At 35.2% G+C, this 18,101-nt stretch carries 11 protein-coding genes; 7 read left to right on the top strand and 4 right to left on the bottom strand.

Going from position 1 to position 18,101, the window contains the following annotated elements; all coding sequences use genetic code 11:
- Window positions 1-63: 63 nt before the first annotated feature.
- The gene (locus VBZ51_RS03885) at window positions 64-921 is read left to right on the top strand and encodes a class I SAM-dependent methyltransferase (RefSeq protein WP_416576119.1); all 858 of its coding nucleotides are present in this window, start codon (window positions 64-66) and stop codon (window positions 919-921) included.
- 25 nt (window positions 922-946) lie between these two features.
- Here VBZ51_RS03885 and VBZ51_RS03890 read toward each other — a convergent pair whose 3' ends face one another.
- Entirely contained in the window at window positions 947-4,906 is a 3,960-nt protein-coding gene (locus VBZ51_RS03890; protein ID WP_416576120.1) for a non-ribosomal peptide synthetase, read from the bottom strand.
- Between the two features lie 1,444 nt (window positions 4,907-6,350).
- Here VBZ51_RS03890 and gmd point away from each other — a divergent pair.
- From gmd to VBZ51_RS03905, 3 genes are all read left to right on the top strand, one after another.
- Window positions 6,351-7,463 carry a GDP-mannose 4,6-dehydratase gene (gmd, locus tag VBZ51_RS03895; protein ID WP_058104095.1) on the top strand — a complete coding sequence of 371 codons (1,113 nt, stop codon included), beginning with the start codon at window positions 6,351-6,353 and terminating at the stop codon, window positions 7,461-7,463.
- Between the two features lie 33 nt (window positions 7,464-7,496).
- The gene (locus VBZ51_RS03900; RefSeq protein WP_416576121.1) at window positions 7,497-8,588 is read left to right on the top strand and encodes a GDP-L-fucose synthase family protein; all 1,092 of its coding nucleotides are present in this window, start codon (window positions 7,497-7,499) and stop codon (window positions 8,586-8,588) included.
- Between the two features lie 121 nt (window positions 8,589-8,709).
- On the top strand, window positions 8,710-10,056 hold the full coding sequence (locus VBZ51_RS03905) for an undecaprenyl-phosphate glucose phosphotransferase (protein ID WP_416576122.1): 1,347 nt from the start codon (window positions 8,710-8,712) through the stop codon (window positions 10,054-10,056).
- 18 nt (window positions 10,057-10,074) lie between these two features.
- Here VBZ51_RS03905 and VBZ51_RS03910 read toward each other — a convergent pair whose 3' ends face one another.
- Window positions 10,075-10,941, bottom strand: coding sequence for a DUF808 domain-containing protein (locus VBZ51_RS03910; protein ID WP_416576123.1), 867 nt, complete (start codon window positions 10,939-10,941; stop codon window positions 10,075-10,077).
- Window positions 10,942-11,055: 114 nt separating this feature from the next.
- Here VBZ51_RS03910 and VBZ51_RS03915 point away from each other — a divergent pair, with 114 nt between their 5' ends.
- Entirely contained in the window at window positions 11,056-12,045 is a 990-nt protein-coding gene (locus VBZ51_RS03915) for a Gfo/Idh/MocA family protein (protein WP_416576124.1), read from the top strand.
- Between the two features lie 95 nt (window positions 12,046-12,140).
- Window positions 12,141-12,278 (top strand): hypothetical protein, encoded by a 138-nt coding sequence (locus VBZ51_RS03920; RefSeq protein ID WP_027065147.1) that lies wholly within the window; start codon window positions 12,141-12,143, stop codon window positions 12,276-12,278.
- A gap of 118 nt (window positions 12,279-12,396) precedes the next feature.
- On the opposite strand, the gene VBZ51_RS03925 is transcribed toward VBZ51_RS03920, so the two are convergent.
- Window positions 12,397-15,444: a DNA polymerase III subunit alpha gene (locus tag VBZ51_RS03925; protein ID WP_416576125.1), complete on the bottom strand. Its 3,048-nt coding sequence runs from the start codon at window positions 15,442-15,444 to the stop codon at window positions 12,397-12,399.
- A 223-nt stretch (window positions 15,445-15,667) separates the two neighbouring features.
- Window positions 15,668-16,882: a DNA polymerase IV gene (dinB, locus tag VBZ51_RS03930; protein ID WP_074671642.1), complete on the bottom strand. Its 1,215-nt coding sequence runs from the start codon at window positions 16,880-16,882 to the stop codon at window positions 15,668-15,670.
- Window positions 16,883-17,220: 338 nt separating this feature from the next.
- Between dinB and VBZ51_RS03935 the strand changes: the two genes are divergently transcribed.
- The gene (locus VBZ51_RS03935; protein ID WP_416576126.1) at window positions 17,221-18,096 is read left to right on the top strand and encodes a hypothetical protein; all 876 of its coding nucleotides are present in this window, start codon (window positions 17,221-17,223) and stop codon (window positions 18,094-18,096) included.
- The last annotated feature ends 5 nt before the right edge of the window (window positions 18,097-18,101 follow it).

Here is an 18,101-nt window from a genome sequence, read left to right on the forward strand (position 1 = left end):
ATAATCGGCGATTTCAAATAGATATATTGTTTATTTTCACAAGTAAATTACAACAAGGTTAAAATGAAAGGAAAGCTTATATATCTCATAGGTGACTTACTCATATTATTGATGCCAAAAAAAGCTAAGAAACTTGCAAAAACCGGCATGACAATTACCGATAGAAATAAAATTACCCTGATTGAGCTTTTTATGCGCAAGTCGCTATTAAAAAAAGTAGAGGATAAATCAGACTACAAAACACTATCAGAATTTCATAAGGCATATTGGAAAAACAAAGGAGATGATTTCTTTACGGCCACCGATGACTCCTTTGAAAAAAACTTCTTACCCGAATGTTCTTTTATATTTGACCTTTTAAAGAACAAATTATCTATAGAAGAGGAAGATTTTAACACCCTAGTGGAGATTGGAACCGGCAACGGAAAAGTTTTAAATTATTTAAGCGAACAATTTCCACAAATAGACAGGTTCGTAGGCATTGACCTAAGTGAAAATCAAATAATTAGTAACCAAAAAACATACAGCAAGAACCAAAGACTTGAGTTTGTTGCCTACGATGCTTTTGATTGGATAAACACGTATGCTAATAAGAATATGATCTTTGTTACCTCTAGAGGTGTACTTGAATACTTTACCGAAAGTAAGCTCTTAGACTTTTTACAACAGATAAATAGATTAGGAAACACCATTTTTGTAGCTATTGAACCTAATGGAGTTAATCATGACCTTAATGCTAATACCGGTTCAGAGCCATATGGGTATGAGCGTTCATTTTCCCACAATTACAAGGTACTTTTTAAGAAAGCTGGTTTTAACCTATGGCATAGCTCAACAAAAGACAGCACCCTTGATCATTATTTTAGTTATATGGGTGCTGATAATTATAGTAAAAAAGCTGTAATGGCAGCCTTAAGATAGTCTGGTATGGCTATCATTTTTACACCTAGTTATTTTTATCTAGAACGTTTTGGAGCGTCTTTGACAAAATTTTATCATTAGGTGGTGAAAACATTGTTAAATGCTCTCCGGGTACATAATGAACTTCTATACCATTTTTGGCATATGATTTCCACCCCAAATTTTTAGGATCATGGGTATAATCTATTACATCTTGTATTCTGAACAGATCTGCCTTAATGGGCAAAGGTTTTAAATGGTATTTATCCACGACCTTATTGTGTTCAATAATTCTGCTTTCATATTCCCAATCGTAATCCATTTTAGACAAGGTATTCTTATCCTTTTTCAACCTTAGATAAAACTTCTTCAAGTTTGCCTTGGTAACGCCTACTCTATAATTAAAGCCCTCTCTGCTTAACAACAATTGTTTTAATACATGCAAAGCCTTATTCGCTATATAATTACCGAATGCCAATTTTTTACCCAAATATGTATTACGCCCATAATGTGCATACGCATAGGTATCTAATAATGCCAAGGTAGATATCTGTTCTCCTCTGTCCATCAACTGCTTTGCCATTTCATAAGCAATAATACCCCCAGAGGAATAACCCGCTAATTTATACGGTCCTTTAGGTTGTGTTGCCAATAACGCATCATTATAATGAGATGCTATTTCTTCTACAGAAGTCAACATAGCTTCTTTACCGTCAAGACCTTTTGCCTGAAAACCATAAATGGGTTGCTCTGGATCCATATGGTCCTTTAGGGTTTTAAACGAAAGAATATTTAAACCTGCTCCATGCACAATGAACAAAGGGGGCTTAGAACCTTTTGGTTGTATTGGCACCATAGAATCCCAGGTTACGGTATTTTCTTCTATTTTTAATAAACTAGCCAGTCCTCTAACTGTAGAATACTCAAACAATGAAGAAAGAGGTAAGCGTTGACCGGACTTTTGCTCCAAACTGGTCATTACCTTGGCAGCTATTAATGAATGCCCGCCAAGCTCAAAGAAATCATCATCTAGATGTACTTGGTTTAAAAACAAGCATTCTTTCCATACTTCACAAACCAATTCTTCTGCTTTTGTTAATGTCCGAGTAGGTTCATTTATATTGGCTTCGCCATTTAAAACAGTATCGGGCAAGCTCTTTCTATCTAACTTGCCGTTTATGGTTACTGGCAATTCCTTTAATCTTATATATTCAAAAGGCAACATAAAAGAAGGCAATTGCTCAGCAAGTTGATTTTTCCATTGCAGCACACTTGCATCCCAATCCTCATTACTTCCATTAAAAACAATGTATGCTTTTAAAGCATGATTTCTAACATCTGTTGCAGCAGCTGAAACTCCCTTTAATTTCAGTAGTGCGTGTTCTATCTCGCCAAGCTCAATTCTATGACCACGAACTTTTACTTGACCATCTTTTCTACCCAAACACTCTATTTGACCGTTAGGCAAAAGTTTACCTAAATCGCCCGATAAGTACATTTTAGATTGCCCGTCACCAACAAACGTATTATTCACAAAACGCTCATTAGTTAGTTCTCTTTGACCTAAATACCCGTTTGTTACTCCCTCACCGCCAATAACGATCTCACCTACCATACCTTTTGATACAGGATTTCGCTGGTCATCCAGGAGGTAAATTTGAGTATTGGCAATAGGCTTACCTATTGAAATAGGATTATCATTTGCCGTAATTTTAGTAAGTATACAGCATACCGTGGTTTCGGTAGGACCATAAATATTCCATACTTCATTACATTTTTCCAATAATTGTAATGAAAGTGCTTTAGGCACAGGTTCTCCACCGATCAATGCTTTTATAGGTAATGGTTTTTCCCAACCGGAATCCAGTAAAATTTGCCAAATGGTTGGCGTTCCCCACATCATGGTAATATTATCGGCAATTGCTTTTTGCAATAAAAGATGTCCGTCTTTTCTAGTGTTTTCATCTACCAATACTACACTTGCTCCGTGGATTAATGGTAAAAATATCTCCATGACCATAGCATCAAACGAAATGGTCGTAGTTGCGAATATTCTGTCATGTTCTGAAATACCAGGCTCAGAACCCATTGAATATAACAAGTTAATCACATTTTTATGCGTTACCTGTACACCTTTAGGTTTGCCCGTAGATCCCGAAGTATAAATGATATAGGCACCCGAATCTGCAGAAACATCTATTTTCTGAAAATCCTCATTACCGTTGGCTACAATATCCTCTACAAAAATTGTTTGACAACTGTGACCCAGTGCCTTCTTAGATGTATTGCAAATGAAAAAAGTGGCATGAGCATCTGCTATCATCAGTTTTGTACGAACATCCGGATAACCGGTATCTATAGGTACATATCTAGCTCCACATTGTAATATGGAAAATAGCGCAACAATTAAATCTGGAGATCTTTCTAAGGAAATTGCAACCGTAACCCCTGGTTTAATGCCTTTTTGCCATAAATAACCGGCAGTAGCATTGATCCTATTTTGCATTTCTGCATAGGTGATTTTCTCTTTATTAAACTCCAGTGCAGTTGCATTTGGAGTAATTACAGCTTGTTTATGGAATAACTCGTGTAAGTTGGTATTAGGTAAAGCCATTGAAGCACCTTTAATACCGATCTGCTTTGGTTCTTTTTCAATTATTTCAGATAGTTTGGCATTGGGGTTTTCAACCAACTGGTTAATAATGGTCTTAAAAGCATTACCTAAGTTTAGTATCGTGTTCTCTTCAAATAAGTTGGTATTGTAAGACCACTCAAGTGTTATATTATCATTGGAGCCTGTAGCATTCAAGAACAATTCAAAAGTTTCGAAATTACGAGCATTACTATGATAATCATAGGTTAACCCTTCAAAAGCAACATCATCATCCAAATTCATGTCCACATTAAAAACAACTGGAACCAAGGGAATCCTACCTGGTGTTCTAGGGATGTTCAGTTTTTTCAACAGGCTACCAAAGGTGAGTTCTTGATTTTCGAACGCATCAAAATTGTCAGATTTACGTTTCTTTAAATAATCAATAAAACTATCATCATCATTAAACTCACTTTTCATAGGAAGCAGCTTAACGCAATGACCCACTAAATTTTTAACGCCCATGTTAGATTGCCCCGCAACAGGAAGCCCCAATACTATACTTTTTTGAGCTGTAGTTTTGTAGAGCAATATTTCAAATGCGCCCATTAAGGTCAATACTAAACTAGAGCCAGCTTTAATACCAGTATCTTTTATGCGCTTTACAATTTCTTTATCTAAAGTTTGATTTATACGAGCACCGTTATAGGTTCTTTTCGTTACTTGTCCAAAATCGGTAGGTAAATTTGTTTTAGGAATCCCATCTTTAAAAAGGTTCAACCAATACGTTTCAGCTCTTTCAAACTCGCCATTGGTTTTTAATTCCTCTTGTTGAGACACATAGGCAGTGTACGGTGTTGCTACCGGAAGATTATGAGATTTATGGAGTACTTTAGACGAATATAACGCGCCAATTTCCTGCATAATAATACCAACGGACCATCCGTCGCAAACAATATGGTGTGCGGTAATTATAAAATTAAAAACTTCCTCATCAAGTTTAAGCAATGCGAACCTGATCAATGGTCCTTTGGTAAGATCAAAAGCAGTTTTCGTATCCTGTTCAGTATAATTATGTGTTGCCTCCTTGGCTTTCTCAACTGAAAGTTGACTACAATCTACCATGTCGATATTGGTAAACACCGATGAAAAAACGTTAATATACTTACCATCCGGGCTAAATGAAGATCTTAGTGACTCATGACGCGCAATCAATTCATCTACCGCCAATTGCAAAGCATTTACATTGAGCTGTCCTTGCAGTTTTATAGTAAGGGAAAGGTTGTAAGCAATATTTGCCGCCTCACCACCAAAATAACAAGAATACCAAATTTCCTCTTGCGCATCGGTCGTTTGCAAAATATGCTTAATCTCAGGTCCTTCAAAAGGATTAAAAGGTGTTAAAACTTCCAAGATTTTATACTAAACAGGTTAATTATTAAGATAAGGGGAACACGTTTAAATTCACACAACTTCACCTTAATGGGTGTAATTATTTAAATCTTGGGATAAATATATTTATATTCCTAACAATTTGGACTTAGATTCGCTAATCTGTATATAAAAAGAGTTGTTTGTAAAAAAGCGAAGATTTTAGGGTCCTACTTAAGACCCTTAATAATGATGTATACAACACCAAAAAAAGGTATAACCCAATAAAGTTTGGAGTATACCTTTTCATTATAAATTACCAGGCTGGTATTTATAAATACTTATATAATTTATCAAAAAACTGTATTAGCCTTTTAACAACCTTTCCGTCATTAATTTGGCATATATTATTTGATTCTGTTCAACGAGATTAGGAGAATTTTGATCTCTATTACTTTGAAATTCCTTCTGTTTAATAGCAGAGGAAGATGTATTAAACTGCAAACTTGTTTTAAAATTAAAATAAGGCTTAAGTTGCTTATAGCAATCTTCAAGAGAAACTAACTTTTTACTTTGATAAGAAGATGTTAGCTTCCCATTTAAAATGTTAGATATCATCATATGGTGGTTTAAGTTGATAAAATAACGAGGGGAAACAATAAATATTCTACAAGAGATGACTTAATTTTATAATTTAAGTAAGAGAAAACTTATAAAAGCTAAACATAGCATAAACAACAATGCAAATACTAAAAAAATTATATTTTATTTATTTTTTAACTAAATTTTTAACTATACAACAACAATTTGCTTATAAGTTTTAATTTAAATATTAAGACTAAAACAAAACTTCACCTAATAAGTTTAAAATTATGTACAACATTTAAGAAGATAAATTGGCATGCAGTTATTACCATCCATTTGTCAATTGAAACAAAATTGTATCTAATCGGGCTTTACTTCCGATAAACTAAGCTTTCGATCATTTAAGAAATAATTCTTTTTACCGCCCAAGTAAATAATATTCAATAGCAATTATCATTATTTAACTAGAATATTCTTAGAAAACCTTAAAATATACAGGTCATAAATACACTCTTAATAATAATTGAGAACAACATTTTATATAATTACACTTTATCGAATAAATGATTAATTTGTCTATAGTTTGATTTTAACAAGGTGAATTAGGTAAATATTATCCTAAATTTGTTTCACAACCATTAACCACAGTCATTTTAGGCGATTTAACCTATGATGAACTTCATACTTATTTTGTTTTAATCTAGGTAGTGGTAAAACATAATTTTACTTTTAAAACCAGTTTATTAACGAATTAAACGAACATCTTTTCTCATATAAATTTAATGAATACGCTAAGTTTTTCACAGGAAAAATGTTTATCACCTAACAATTCAAACAATTTAGAACAAAATTTGGATTCTAATTAAACATAAAATATTATTTAAATTCATTTCTCAGCACTATGAAAGTAGCATTAATCACAGGAGTAACAGGTCAAGACGGCGCTTATTTGAGCGAATTTTTACTAAAAAAAGGATACCAAGTTCACGGACTTAAAAGAAGAGCTTCTCTTTTCAATACTGATAGAATAGATCACCTTTATCAAGACCCACATGTTGAACATAGAAATTTTGTACTTCATTATGGTGATATGACCGATAGTACTAACCTGATTAGATTAATACAAGAGATTCAACCTGACGAGATATATAACCTTGCGGCCATGAGTCACGTTCATGTATCATTTGAAGTTCCTGAATATACAGGAAATGCGGATGGATTAGGTACTTTAAGAATATTGGATGCAGTTCGTCTACTAGGGCTAGAGAAAAAAACAAGAATCTACCAGGCGTCTACTTCAGAATTATACGGTAAGGTACAAGAGGTACCACAATCTGAAACTACTCCTTTTTACCCAAGAAGTCCCTATGCAGTTGCAAAAATGTATGCATTTTGGATTACGGTAAATTACAGGGAAGCATATAACATGTTTGCTTGTAACGGTATTTTATTTAACCATGAGTCGCCCATTAGAGGGGAAACTTTTGTTACCCGAAAAATTACTAGAGCTGCGGCACGTATTGGTCTAGGACTACAGGACAAAGTATACTTAGGGAACTTAGATGCACAGCGTGATTGGGGCCATGCCAAAGATTATGTACGTATGATGTGGATGATTTTACAGGCAGACGAACCAGAAGACTGGGTTATTGCTACTGGTAAAACTACTCCGGTTAGAGAATTTGTACGAATGGCATTTGCAGAAATGGGTGTTGAAATAGAATTTAAAGGTGAAGGTGTTAATGAGAAAGGATATGTAAAATCTTGTAGCAACCCAGAAATTCAACTAGAAATTGGCAAAGAAGTACTAGCTGTAGATCCTAAATATTTTAGACCAACAGAAGTAGAATTGTTAATTGGCGATGCTACAAAAGCAAACACCAAATTAGGATGGATCCCGGAATATGATTTACAAGGCTTGGTAAAGGATATGATGGTACATGATCTAAAACTAATGAAGAAAGACCAATATTTGAAAGAAGGCGGCTATGTAACTTATAACTATTTTGAGTAAGAAATAAACAATTGTTCAAGTTAAAATTTCAAAATGTTAGATAAAGAAGCTAAAATATATGTTGCAGGTCATAGAGGTCTGGTCGGTAGTGCAATAGTTAAGAACCTTAAAATAAAAGGCTACTCGAATTTAATTTTCAGAACACACAAAGAGTTAGATTTGACCGATTCTGTAAAGGTTTCACATTTTTTTGAAACCGAAAAACCTTCATATGTCATACTTGCCGCCGCAAAAGTTGGCGGCATAGTTGCCAACAATACATATAGAGCTGATTTCATTTATGAGAATCTCATGATTCAGAATAATGTGATTCACCAAAGCTATAAACATGGTATAAAAAAATTACTTTTTTTAGGTAGTACCTGTATTTATCCTAAAAATTGTCCACAACCCATGAAAGAAGATTATTTGCTGACCGATACTTTAGAGTATACCAATGAGCCTTATGCTATTGCTAAAATTGCTGGTATAAAAATGTGCGAAAGTTATAATCTGCAGTACGGAACTAATTTTATTTCTGTAATGCCTACTAATTTATATGGTCCTAATGACAATTTCGACTTAGAAAAATCACATGTTTTACCAGCATTGATAAGAAAAATGCACTTAGGAAAAGCCCTAGAGAATGATCATTGGGATGCTATCTCATCTGATTTAAATGCCTTACCCATTGAGAGAGTCAATGGAAACTCATCAAAAGAAGAAATTTTATCAGTTCTAGATAAATACGGTATCAAAAAGAAAGATGATAACATTCATTTAGAAATCTGGGGAACAGGAAAACCAATGCGAGAGTTTCTTTGGAGTGAAGACATGGCAGACGCCTGTGTTTTCTTAATGGAACAAAGAGATTTTAATGACTGTTATGACCAAGATAATAAAGAAGTTCGCAATACACATATTAACATAGGTACTGGTGTAGATATCAGTATTAAAGATTTAGCTGAACTTATTCAGCAGAAAATAGGTTTTAAAGGCAATTTATATTTTAACACAGAAAAACCAGATGGAACCCTAAAAAAACTAACAGATCCCTCAAAACTACATGACCTTGGATGGAAACACACCGTTTCATTATCACAAGGAATAGAACAAGTGTATTCTTGGTACACCACTAAGAAATAGTTGTCATTTACCTACAGATTTCTATCAAACTCAAATTTACCTGTTATCCATTGATTGACACCAATGGATAACAGTAATAACCTATCATTAGCTCTTAAACCAACCATTATTAAAAGCTGAAATGAAGAAATCAATTTTCATTATTCCAATTTCATTTTTTGTACATATAATGTTCATAAACCTTACATTATACGTATACATACCTGAAACCTATCTAAATATTTATGGCATACTATATTATAACTTAACTTGGTTAATTGTTGCATACCACATTAACTTTTACCCTACTGCGAGAAGGGATAGTTTTATGACAAATTTCAAGAATTTTGTCGCACAATTTACTGTGTACGGGTTGGTTTATTTTACCTCTTTTATATTCTTTAACCAACAAACGTATACCCCTATTTATTTAGTTCTAGTATATCTTCAGATTTGTATTTTACTCACAGTTTTTAGAATACTATTTTACTGGGCGAGAAATTTATACCGTAAAAAAGGGTATAGCGAAATTAGAACGGTAGTAATTGGGCGAGATAAAAACTTACAAAAAGTAAAACGCATATTTGACAATCCTGAATACGGCTATCGTTATATGGGGTATTTCGACAATATTAAATCAAAAAATCCTTTTTATTTAGGCAATATTGAAAGTTCCTTTAATTACATTTTTGAAAATAACGTAGAAGAAGTGTATTGCATGGCTTCTAGACTCTCAAAATCAGAGATTCAATATTTAATAAACATTGCCGATAATAGTCTAAAGAAAGTGAAAATAATACCAGATAATAAAGAACTATTTTCAAGGGCAATGTCTTTAGAGCTTTATGGACATGTGCCAGTACTAAACCTTAGAGCATCTCCTTTAGATCTAGACTATTCTAGCATTATAAAACGTTTATTCGATATTTTTTTCTCAAGCCTAGTAATTTTACTAGTACTATCATGGTTAACTCCTATCATATTTATCCTTATGAAGCTTGATTCTAAAGGTCCTTTGTTTTTTAAACAAAAGCGTCATGGGGTTAATAGAAAAACTTTTTGGTGTTACAAGTTTAGGTCTATGACCAAAAGCGAAAATAGCGACACCAAAATGGCTACAAAGAATGATATGCGTATTACTAGGTTAGGTAAAATTTTACGAAAAACCAGTATTGATGAATTACCTCAATTTATCAATGTATTGTTAGGCGACATGAGTGTGGTTGGTCCCAGACCCCATATGGTCGTACATACCGAACAATATCAAAATTCAGTAGACAAATATCTGGTACGGCATTTCTTAAAACCAGGTATAACAGGCTTGGCACAGATTCAAGGGTACAGAGGTGAAATCATATACAAATCGGATATCATTAACAGAGTACGTTATGACATTTTTTATATGGAAAAATGGTCATTGGGATTAGATGCAAAAATTATATTCATGACTGTATATAATGCCATTAAAGGAGAAGAACGTGCATACTAAATGACTAAACCCAAGAACCTATTTTTTGAATATTGATTTAACTCCTTTAAAAATCAACAGAGCTACAAACCCCACTACAAGTCCAGTTAAAAATTCCATAATAATACTTGGCACATTAGGTAATAAATGATGTAAAAATTCAATATTGTGTACAAATATTCCCCCAGAAACCAAAAGTAACGCTATTGTACCAATTACAGCAAGCGCTTTAATCACCTTAGGTAATGCGCTTACAAAAAATTGCCCTATTTTATCTGAAATGGTATTGGTCTCTTCATTTATATTAATTAATCTAGCTCCAAACTCATCCATACGAACTATTAAAGCTACAATACCGTATACACCAACCGTAGCTAGCAAAGCAACAACTGAAACCACGGCTATTTGAGTAGCCAAAGGCTCTTCAATTACAGTTCCTAACGCAATGATCACGATTTCTATGGACAAAATAAAATCCGTTAGAATAGCAGATTTCACTTTTGACTTTTCCAGTTCTAAAATTTCCGCCTTGCTCATTGGTTTAGTATCGGCAGAAACATGGTCATGCTTGTGAGGTACAATAAATTCATAAATTTTCTCGGCACCTTCAAAAGCAAGATAAACACCTCCTAAAATTAAAATCACTGTAACCGCCCAAGGCAAAAAAGCACTCAACAAAAAGGCGATAGGTAGAATTATAATCTTATTGAGCAAAGAACCCTTAGTAATTGCCCAAAGTACCGGTAATTCTCTTTGAGAGACAAATCCTGATGCTTTTTCTGCATTTACCGCTAAATCATCACCGAGAATACCAGCCGTTTTCTTAGTAGCTATTTTACTCATTGACGCTACATCGTCCAACAATGCCGCTACGTCATCCAATACTGCAAAAAATCCTGATGCCATTTAAATCATTTTACACAAAAATAATTCAACAAATTCATTATTAAGAATTCTATACCTAAAAAAGATAACCCATCCCTAATTTGTAACTTTAGTAAGAAATAAAAAGAGCCTTAAATGAAAGAAATTAATTGGGGAATAATTGGTTGTGGAGATGTTGCCGAAGTAAAAAGTGGACCTGCTTTTCAAAAAGTGGAAAACTCCAACTTGCTAATGGTCATGCGCAGAAATGAAGCTAAAGTTAAAGATTTTGCACAACGCCATGAGGTACCGTTATGGACTACCAATGCTGATGATATTATACAGGACCCATATATTAATGCAGTATATATTGCCACTCCCCCATCTTCTCACCTTACCTATACCATACAGGCTCTAAAGGCAAATAAAAATGTGTATTTAGAAAAACCAATGGCACTGAACCCAAATGAAGCTAACCAAATTTGTGAAGTATTAGTAAATAGCACAGGTAAATTAACCATGGCTCATTACAGACGTAAACTACCCGCTTTCTTAAAAGTAAAAGAATTACTAGAAATTAATGCTATTGGCAATGTGCTTCACGTTGGATTACAAGTTTTACAATCTAAAAATGAACTATTTACTTCTGACAAAAAAGAGAATTGGAGAATACAACCAGAAATATCAGGTGGTGGCTATTTCTATGATCTAGCTCCGCATCACATAGATTTAATGCTTCACTTTTTTGGAGAAATTGATCAAATGCACGGCTTTACCAAACAATCTAACAAGAATCATGTGGAAGAAATAGTGAATGGGGTTTTATCTTTTAAAAATGGAGTTCAATTTCAAGGCATATGGAATTTTAATGTTTCCGAAGTGGATCAAAAAGATCAATGTATTATATATGGCACGGAAGGAAGTATTGCCTTTTCCTTTTTTGGCTCCAAAGTTCACCTTAACACTGAAACAGAGAATAAAGAATATAAGTTCAACAATCCCAAACATGTTCAAGAACCCATGATAAAGGCAACTGTAGATTATTTTCTAGGATATAGCAAAAACCCTTGTTCTGCATTAGATGGATTAACTGTTATGAATACTTTAGAACAATTAAGTGGCAATAAAGATAAGTTTTCAAACTAGCTACATCAAAACAATTAATTGGAATAGCATCTGTTCACATTATTTGGATTACTTTTTCTCGTAATACCAACCATCAAAACTCTTAAATTGCACCCATGAAAAAATTAATTCAAATTATTGGTGCGTGGTACGGCGCAAAGAAAATAGGTGGTGGTAAATGTGGCTGCATAGGAACCGTTTTTGTATTTCTTATTCTGTATTGGATATTCGGTTACGTATTAGAGGCTTTTTGAGGATGGTTGTTAGTTGTTAGTTGTCGGTTGATGGCTTTTACACTGGGCGCATTGCGCTGGACATTATAAGACGCTTTATCTGCGCAGAGCATATAGGGCTTTGCAAATAGCGCTTTCTCTATTCTCTAACTTCTATTTTCTCTTTTCTTTCCCCCTCTTGCTCATTCGTTTTCTTTTGGTCAAAAACCTTGGTGCTGGTTTTCATATCGGCATATCTGGGGTCTTGTATAAAATCTTGCTTTTGTAGTTTTATAACTTCTATACTTAGAAAACCAAATTCACTAACCACTTTACCATAAAATCGATAAATTCCTCGTCCTTTAAACATATATTTTGCTGCCACCGGCGGAAATAAGACCGTATCAAAAACCTGTCCCTGTTGATCCAATAGTGTTGCAAAGTACATGGCTTTCTTTGTATGTGTTCTGGTGCGCTTTACTGTAATTAAATATCCGTAGATATCTATATTCTCACCTAAGTACCGCTCCAAATCTTTACTACCACAAGTGTTTAACGGCTGCTCTAACAACAACTGAAACGGACTGCATAAACTAAAGCCCAACAACTCTAATTGTGTAAAGGCAACTTCTAAATGGGTGCTATATAAAGTCGGAATTTCAAAATGTTGGTGTCGTGGCGCAAACAATTTAGGGTGATCCACTTTTTTAGTCTTATTCAAAAACAAATGTGCTTTCCATAATAATTCGTGCTTATTGGTTTCTGTAAACCTAAAAGCATCAATCCGTATTAAAATACTCACTTGCTCTATAGAGATAATCAACCGATCTAAGAAATCTTCTAACGAATGAAACTTCCCATTAAGAAAGCGCTCTTTTAAAATACGCTCCATAACCCGTTGTTCCAATTCTCGCAGATAGCCTAACCCTAAATACAAATCTTTACCATAAATGCAATTACCTACATTACTTCTATTTACGCAAGGCGGATGTATGGTTGCGCCCAACATACGGGCTTCGTGCACATAGAATTCGGGTTTGTAGAATCCGCCACCATTATTAAGCACCGCCACCATATATTCTAGCGGATAATACGCCCTTAAAAACAAACTCTGGTAACTTTCTACTGCGTATGATGCCGAATGTCCTTTTGCAAAAGCATAGCCGGCAAAACTTGCCACTTGATCCCACACCTCATTAATGAGCTTTTCTGTATAGCCTTTTTTACGACAGTTATCTATAAATTTATCCTGTACTTTTTGAAACTCTTCTCGCGAGCGAAATTTACCGCTCATACCACGCCGTAACACATCGGCTTCACCCAAATCCAAATTGGCAAAATGGTGGGCAACTTTTATCACATCTTCTTGGTACACCATAACTCCGTAAGTCTCTGGCATAATTTCTAGCATCACCGGATGAGCCAACTCTTCTGCCCTGCCCTTGTTACGATGCCGAAGAATATATTCCCGCATCATACCACTTTTAGACACTCCTGGGCGAATTATAGAACTTGCCGCTACCAAACCTAAATAGGTATCCACCTCTAGCTTTTTCAACAACATACGCATAGCGGGAGATTCTACATAAAAACAACCCATGCACTGCGCTGTTTTTACCATGTTATTGATTTTGGGGTCGTTTTTAAATGCTTTGATATCGTGAATATCGAATTTGGCAAATTCTTCAGGGCGGTCGCGTTCCAAAATATCGAGCGTTTCTTTTATTTTGGAGAGTCCGCGCTGGGCAAGAATATCAAATTTAAAAATACCGACATCCTCGGCGATCACCATATCAAATTGTGTGGTAGGAAAACCTTTGGGCGGCATATTGGTTGCCGAAAACCAGTGAATAGGTTGTTCGGTAATTAAGATTCCCCCGGCATGTATACTCAGGTAATTGGGCATGCCGTGTAGCAACTGAGTGTATTTTAATACCAAAGCCGATATATTATCTAACCTGCTGGCTTGAAAATCACCGTTACACAATACATCTATTTCATCTTTTGGCAATCCAAATACCTTACCCAATTCCCTGATTACCCCTCTAGACTGAAACGTAACATAGGTACCCAACAAAGCAACGTTCTTAAACCGATTAAAAATATACTCCGTCATTACCGGTCTGTCCCGATGCGAAAAATCAATATCAAAATCGGGCGGATTTACACGATACAGATTAATAAAACGCTCAAAATACAGGTCGAGCTCCATGGGATCTACATCCGTTATAAAAAGCAAATATGCCACAATACTATTGGCACCACTACCACGACCCACATAAAAGAATTTCTGCTTACGGGCATAAGAGATGATATCCCAATTAATAAGAAAGTAAGAGACAAAATCCATTTTTTTAATGAGGTAGAGCTCTTTCTCTAAGCGATCCAAAACAGCTTGGTTTATTTCTGGATACCGCTTAGGCAAGCCTTCTTGACATAGCTGTTCTAAAAACACCTCATCTTCTGCCTTGCTCCCCAAATACACATTTAAATTCTGTGGTTTTCGCTCCAAGCTAAAATCGAAATGAATAGCGCAATTATTCATTAAACGCTGGGTATTTTCTAAAATAAAAGGATGCTCGGAAAAATGTGCTGCCAAATTTGATACGGCATACATTTTCTCATCTTCACTAGCTTGCTCAGTAACCGACAGCATACTCAACAAGGTGTTATTAGCAATGGAGCGTAGCAACCTGTGTGCATTAAAATCGCGCTTATTACGAAACGTTACGGGTTGCAATAGCACAATTTTATCGCGCTGCTCCAATAATTTTGAAAACCGAAGTCGTTTTAGTTCATTGACGGAAACCCCAATAAATTCATGTTCGGCAAAGGTTTTCTTTTCACTCTCTAAAACTTTCTCAAAAGGATAAATAACAAAGACATTTTTAAACTGCGGAGCTATTTCAGGAATGTTCTTTTCATGATGAATGTGATGCGATAAAAAATCGTTGAGTTCTAAAAACCCTTCGTTATTCTTGGCAACACCCACAAAACAAGGTTCAACCCCGTTTCTAAAATCGATTCCTAAAATGGGCTTTATATCATATTCTGGAGCTTTACGAACAAAATTTAAACAAGCCGATGTGTTATTGATATCGGTCAACACCAGTTGTGCAACCCCATGATTTTTTGCCAATTGCAACAGCTCCAATTCCGAGAAGGTTCCGTAGCGAAGGCTGTAATATGTGTGACAGTTTAGGTACAAAATTCGTTGTTCGTTTTTGGTTGATGGTTTTTTTGCGCTGAGCGCTTCACGCTAGACGCTATGCGCTGTTTGCTTTTCTCTTTTACTTTTCGCTGGATGCTTCATGTAATGGTCTATTTTGCGAATGGCGTGTGGCGCTGGGCGCTTTCTCTCCTCTCTATATTCTAACTTCTTTTCTCTCCTCAATAACCTATATTTCATTTCCCCTTTGGGGCTAGGGGGCTTACAGCTTCCGATGTGCCAGTACAACAGGTGGCAAGCCATTAAAAGGATTATGCATTCTACCAATGGTCTTTGCCCCCATGCCCGATGCCCGCAGTACACTTTTATCTCCGTAGCGTTTTCGTATGTTATCCATAGCATTGTAAAGGCTTAGAATTTCTTCGGTATCATCGAACAAATTGATCTGGTAATTACCCGATACTAAATGACTAAAACGTATACCTATTAAGCGTACTAGCAACCTACGGTTATACAGGTTTTTGAACAGATCTAAAATTTTAGGTATTAAAATATGATCTGCGCTGGTATACGGAATACGCATTTGCTTTGAATAGGTATTAAAATCTGAATATCTGATTTTTACCGAAATACAAGCTGTTAGCTTCTCGCCTCTTCGTAATTGGTAGGCTAGGTTTTCGGTCATAGCAATGAGAATACCGCGCAGCCTGTTGACATCAATAGTATCTTTGTCAAAAGTTCGTTCTGTAGAGATAGACTTTCGTTCGTTGAACGGAATCACGGGTGTATTATCAATACCATTGGCTCGTTTCCAAATAACGCCACCATTGGCACCCAACACACGCTGCATTACCTCCATGGGCATTTCTTGTACGGTACGTACTTGGCGCAATCCTAAATTTCGTAATGTTTGATAGGTTTTATCGCCCACCATAGGTATTTTTTTGATGGACAGCGGTGCCAGAAAAGGCTTTTCCAATCCCTCATCTATTTTTAATTGATTGTTAGGTTTTGCCTCGTTCGTAGCCACTTTAGAAACTACTTTGTTTGCTGAAAGTCCAAAAGAAATAGGAAGCCCCGTTTCCCTAATAATCTTCTTTCGCATGTCAGATGCATATTGGTAGCAACCAAAAAAACGGTCCATACCGGTGAGGTCTGCATAAAACTCATCTATGCTCGATTTTTCGAATACGGGCACATACTCTTTTATAATTTCGGTTACAATATCTGAGTGCTTACTATAGTCACCCGCATTACCTCTAATGACAACAGCTTCGGGACAAAGTTCTCTTGCCATTTTCATGGGCATACCAGAATGTACCCCAAAGCCACGGGTTTCATAGCTACACGCTGCCACTACACCACGGTCTCCTGTACCGCCTACCAACAAAGGTTTATGCTGTAACTCACGATTATTTAATCGTTCTACGGACACATAAAAAGTATCTAAATCTATATGTAAAATGGTCTTGCTCATAACTACCCCTATAAAAAAGCGGGATAGCTAAATTATGGATTATTTCCAATTATTAGGATTATTTCCATTTTTTTAACATTGAAAAATGAAGAAAAAAATTCTGAACCAAAAGGACCATATACTTAAAGCCTATTGCACTATAAACTGCTTACTATCAATACAATAAAACATACAACTCACCTTCCTTTGCAAATATTCATCCTCTATATTATTTCAAAAAAATAGTAGCATTTATATTAAAATAATATAGTTTTTCGTTAAATGCCATATATCTTGTAGATTACAAAGGTCTTGAACAATTGGTTCTATAAGACTATCTTTAGGGTAAGAACGTACATATGCGCCAACTTCATTTTATATTTTTATTTGTTTTATTATTATCATCTACTATTGCCCACACGCAAGAGATATCTACGATAAACATTACTTCTCCAAATGAAAACACAATCTGGAATATTCCAGAAAAAATAACATTAGAGTGGAATACCGTAAAAATAGATACCAGTAAGTCTATTCGTTTTTTTCTAGTTAGAAATGAAATGGTAGTACAAGAACTAGGCTCTTTTAAGAACGATGGTTTTGAAAGCGGAATAGAATTAGCAAAAAATATAGGTTCTGGCAATAGATACCAGGTAGTTGCCATAGAATTATTTCCTGATGACAAATACAATATTGCCAAAAGGGTAACACCTTTTTTTACCATTACCAATGCAGCCTCTGACGAAAGAAAGAAAAAACAGCAATTAGCAAATGCCAATACGGTTACCCCTAAAAAAAAGAGAAAGAAATCTAAAGTAAAAACAAAGGAACAAGTTGCCCCGGCGCAAACAGAAGTTGCCCAAGCCCAAAAGAAACCTGAAGTAAGAGAAAGTTTTGATGGAAGAAAAATCTCCTATACCAAAGAATTTGAATTCGATTCTGAACACATTATTGTAAAAATCTGGGACCATGGCAGGCAAGATGGTGACATCGTATCTATTTACCTTAACGGAGTACAAGTAGTAAAAAAGTATTATTTAACCTATTGGAAAAAAGAGTTTAAAATTAAATTAGACCCCAATAAATCTAACGATCTTTTTCTCTATGCCCATAACCTAGGTGACTCGCCCCCAAATACCGTAGCCGTGGAAATCACCGACGGAAAAAAATCAGAAAATATTGTTCTTAACTCAGATTTACAAAGTTGTGAAGCGGTTTTGATCAGTGTAAAATAACCAAC

Origin of the sequence: Maribacter sp. HS (assembly GCF_048059195.1) — a bacterium.
GTDB lineage: Bacteria > Bacteroidota > Bacteroidia > Flavobacteriales > Flavobacteriaceae > Maribacter > Maribacter dokdonensis.

Coding starts and splice junctions, on each gene's coding strand:
- VBZ51_RS03905 (WP_416576122.1), top strand. CDS start 8,710: ATGAAGAAATCAATTTTCATTATTCCAATTTCATTTTTTGTACATATA.
- VBZ51_RS03920 (WP_027065147.1), top strand. CDS start 12,141: ATGAAAAAATTAATTCAAATTATTGGTGCGTGGTACGGCGCAAAGAAA.
- VBZ51_RS03910 (WP_416576123.1), bottom strand. CDS start 10,941: ATGGCATCAGGATTTTTTGCAGTATTGGATGACGTAGCGGCATTGTTG.
- VBZ51_RS03900 (WP_416576121.1), top strand. CDS start 7,497: ATGTTAGATAAAGAAGCTAAAATATATGTTGCAGGTCATAGAGGTCTG.
- VBZ51_RS03915 (WP_416576124.1), top strand. CDS start 11,056: ATGAAAGAAATTAATTGGGGAATAATTGGTTGTGGAGATGTTGCCGAA.
- gmd (WP_058104095.1), top strand. CDS start 6,351: ATGAAAGTAGCATTAATCACAGGAGTAACAGGTCAAGACGGCGCTTAT.
- VBZ51_RS03885 (WP_416576119.1), top strand. CDS start 64: ATGAAAGGAAAGCTTATATATCTCATAGGTGACTTACTCATATTATTG.
- dinB (WP_074671642.1), bottom strand. CDS start 16,882: ATGAGCAAGACCATTTTACATATAGATTTAGATACTTTTTATGTGTCC.
- VBZ51_RS03935 (WP_416576126.1), top strand. CDS start 17,221: ATGCGCCAACTTCATTTTATATTTTTATTTGTTTTATTATTATCATCT.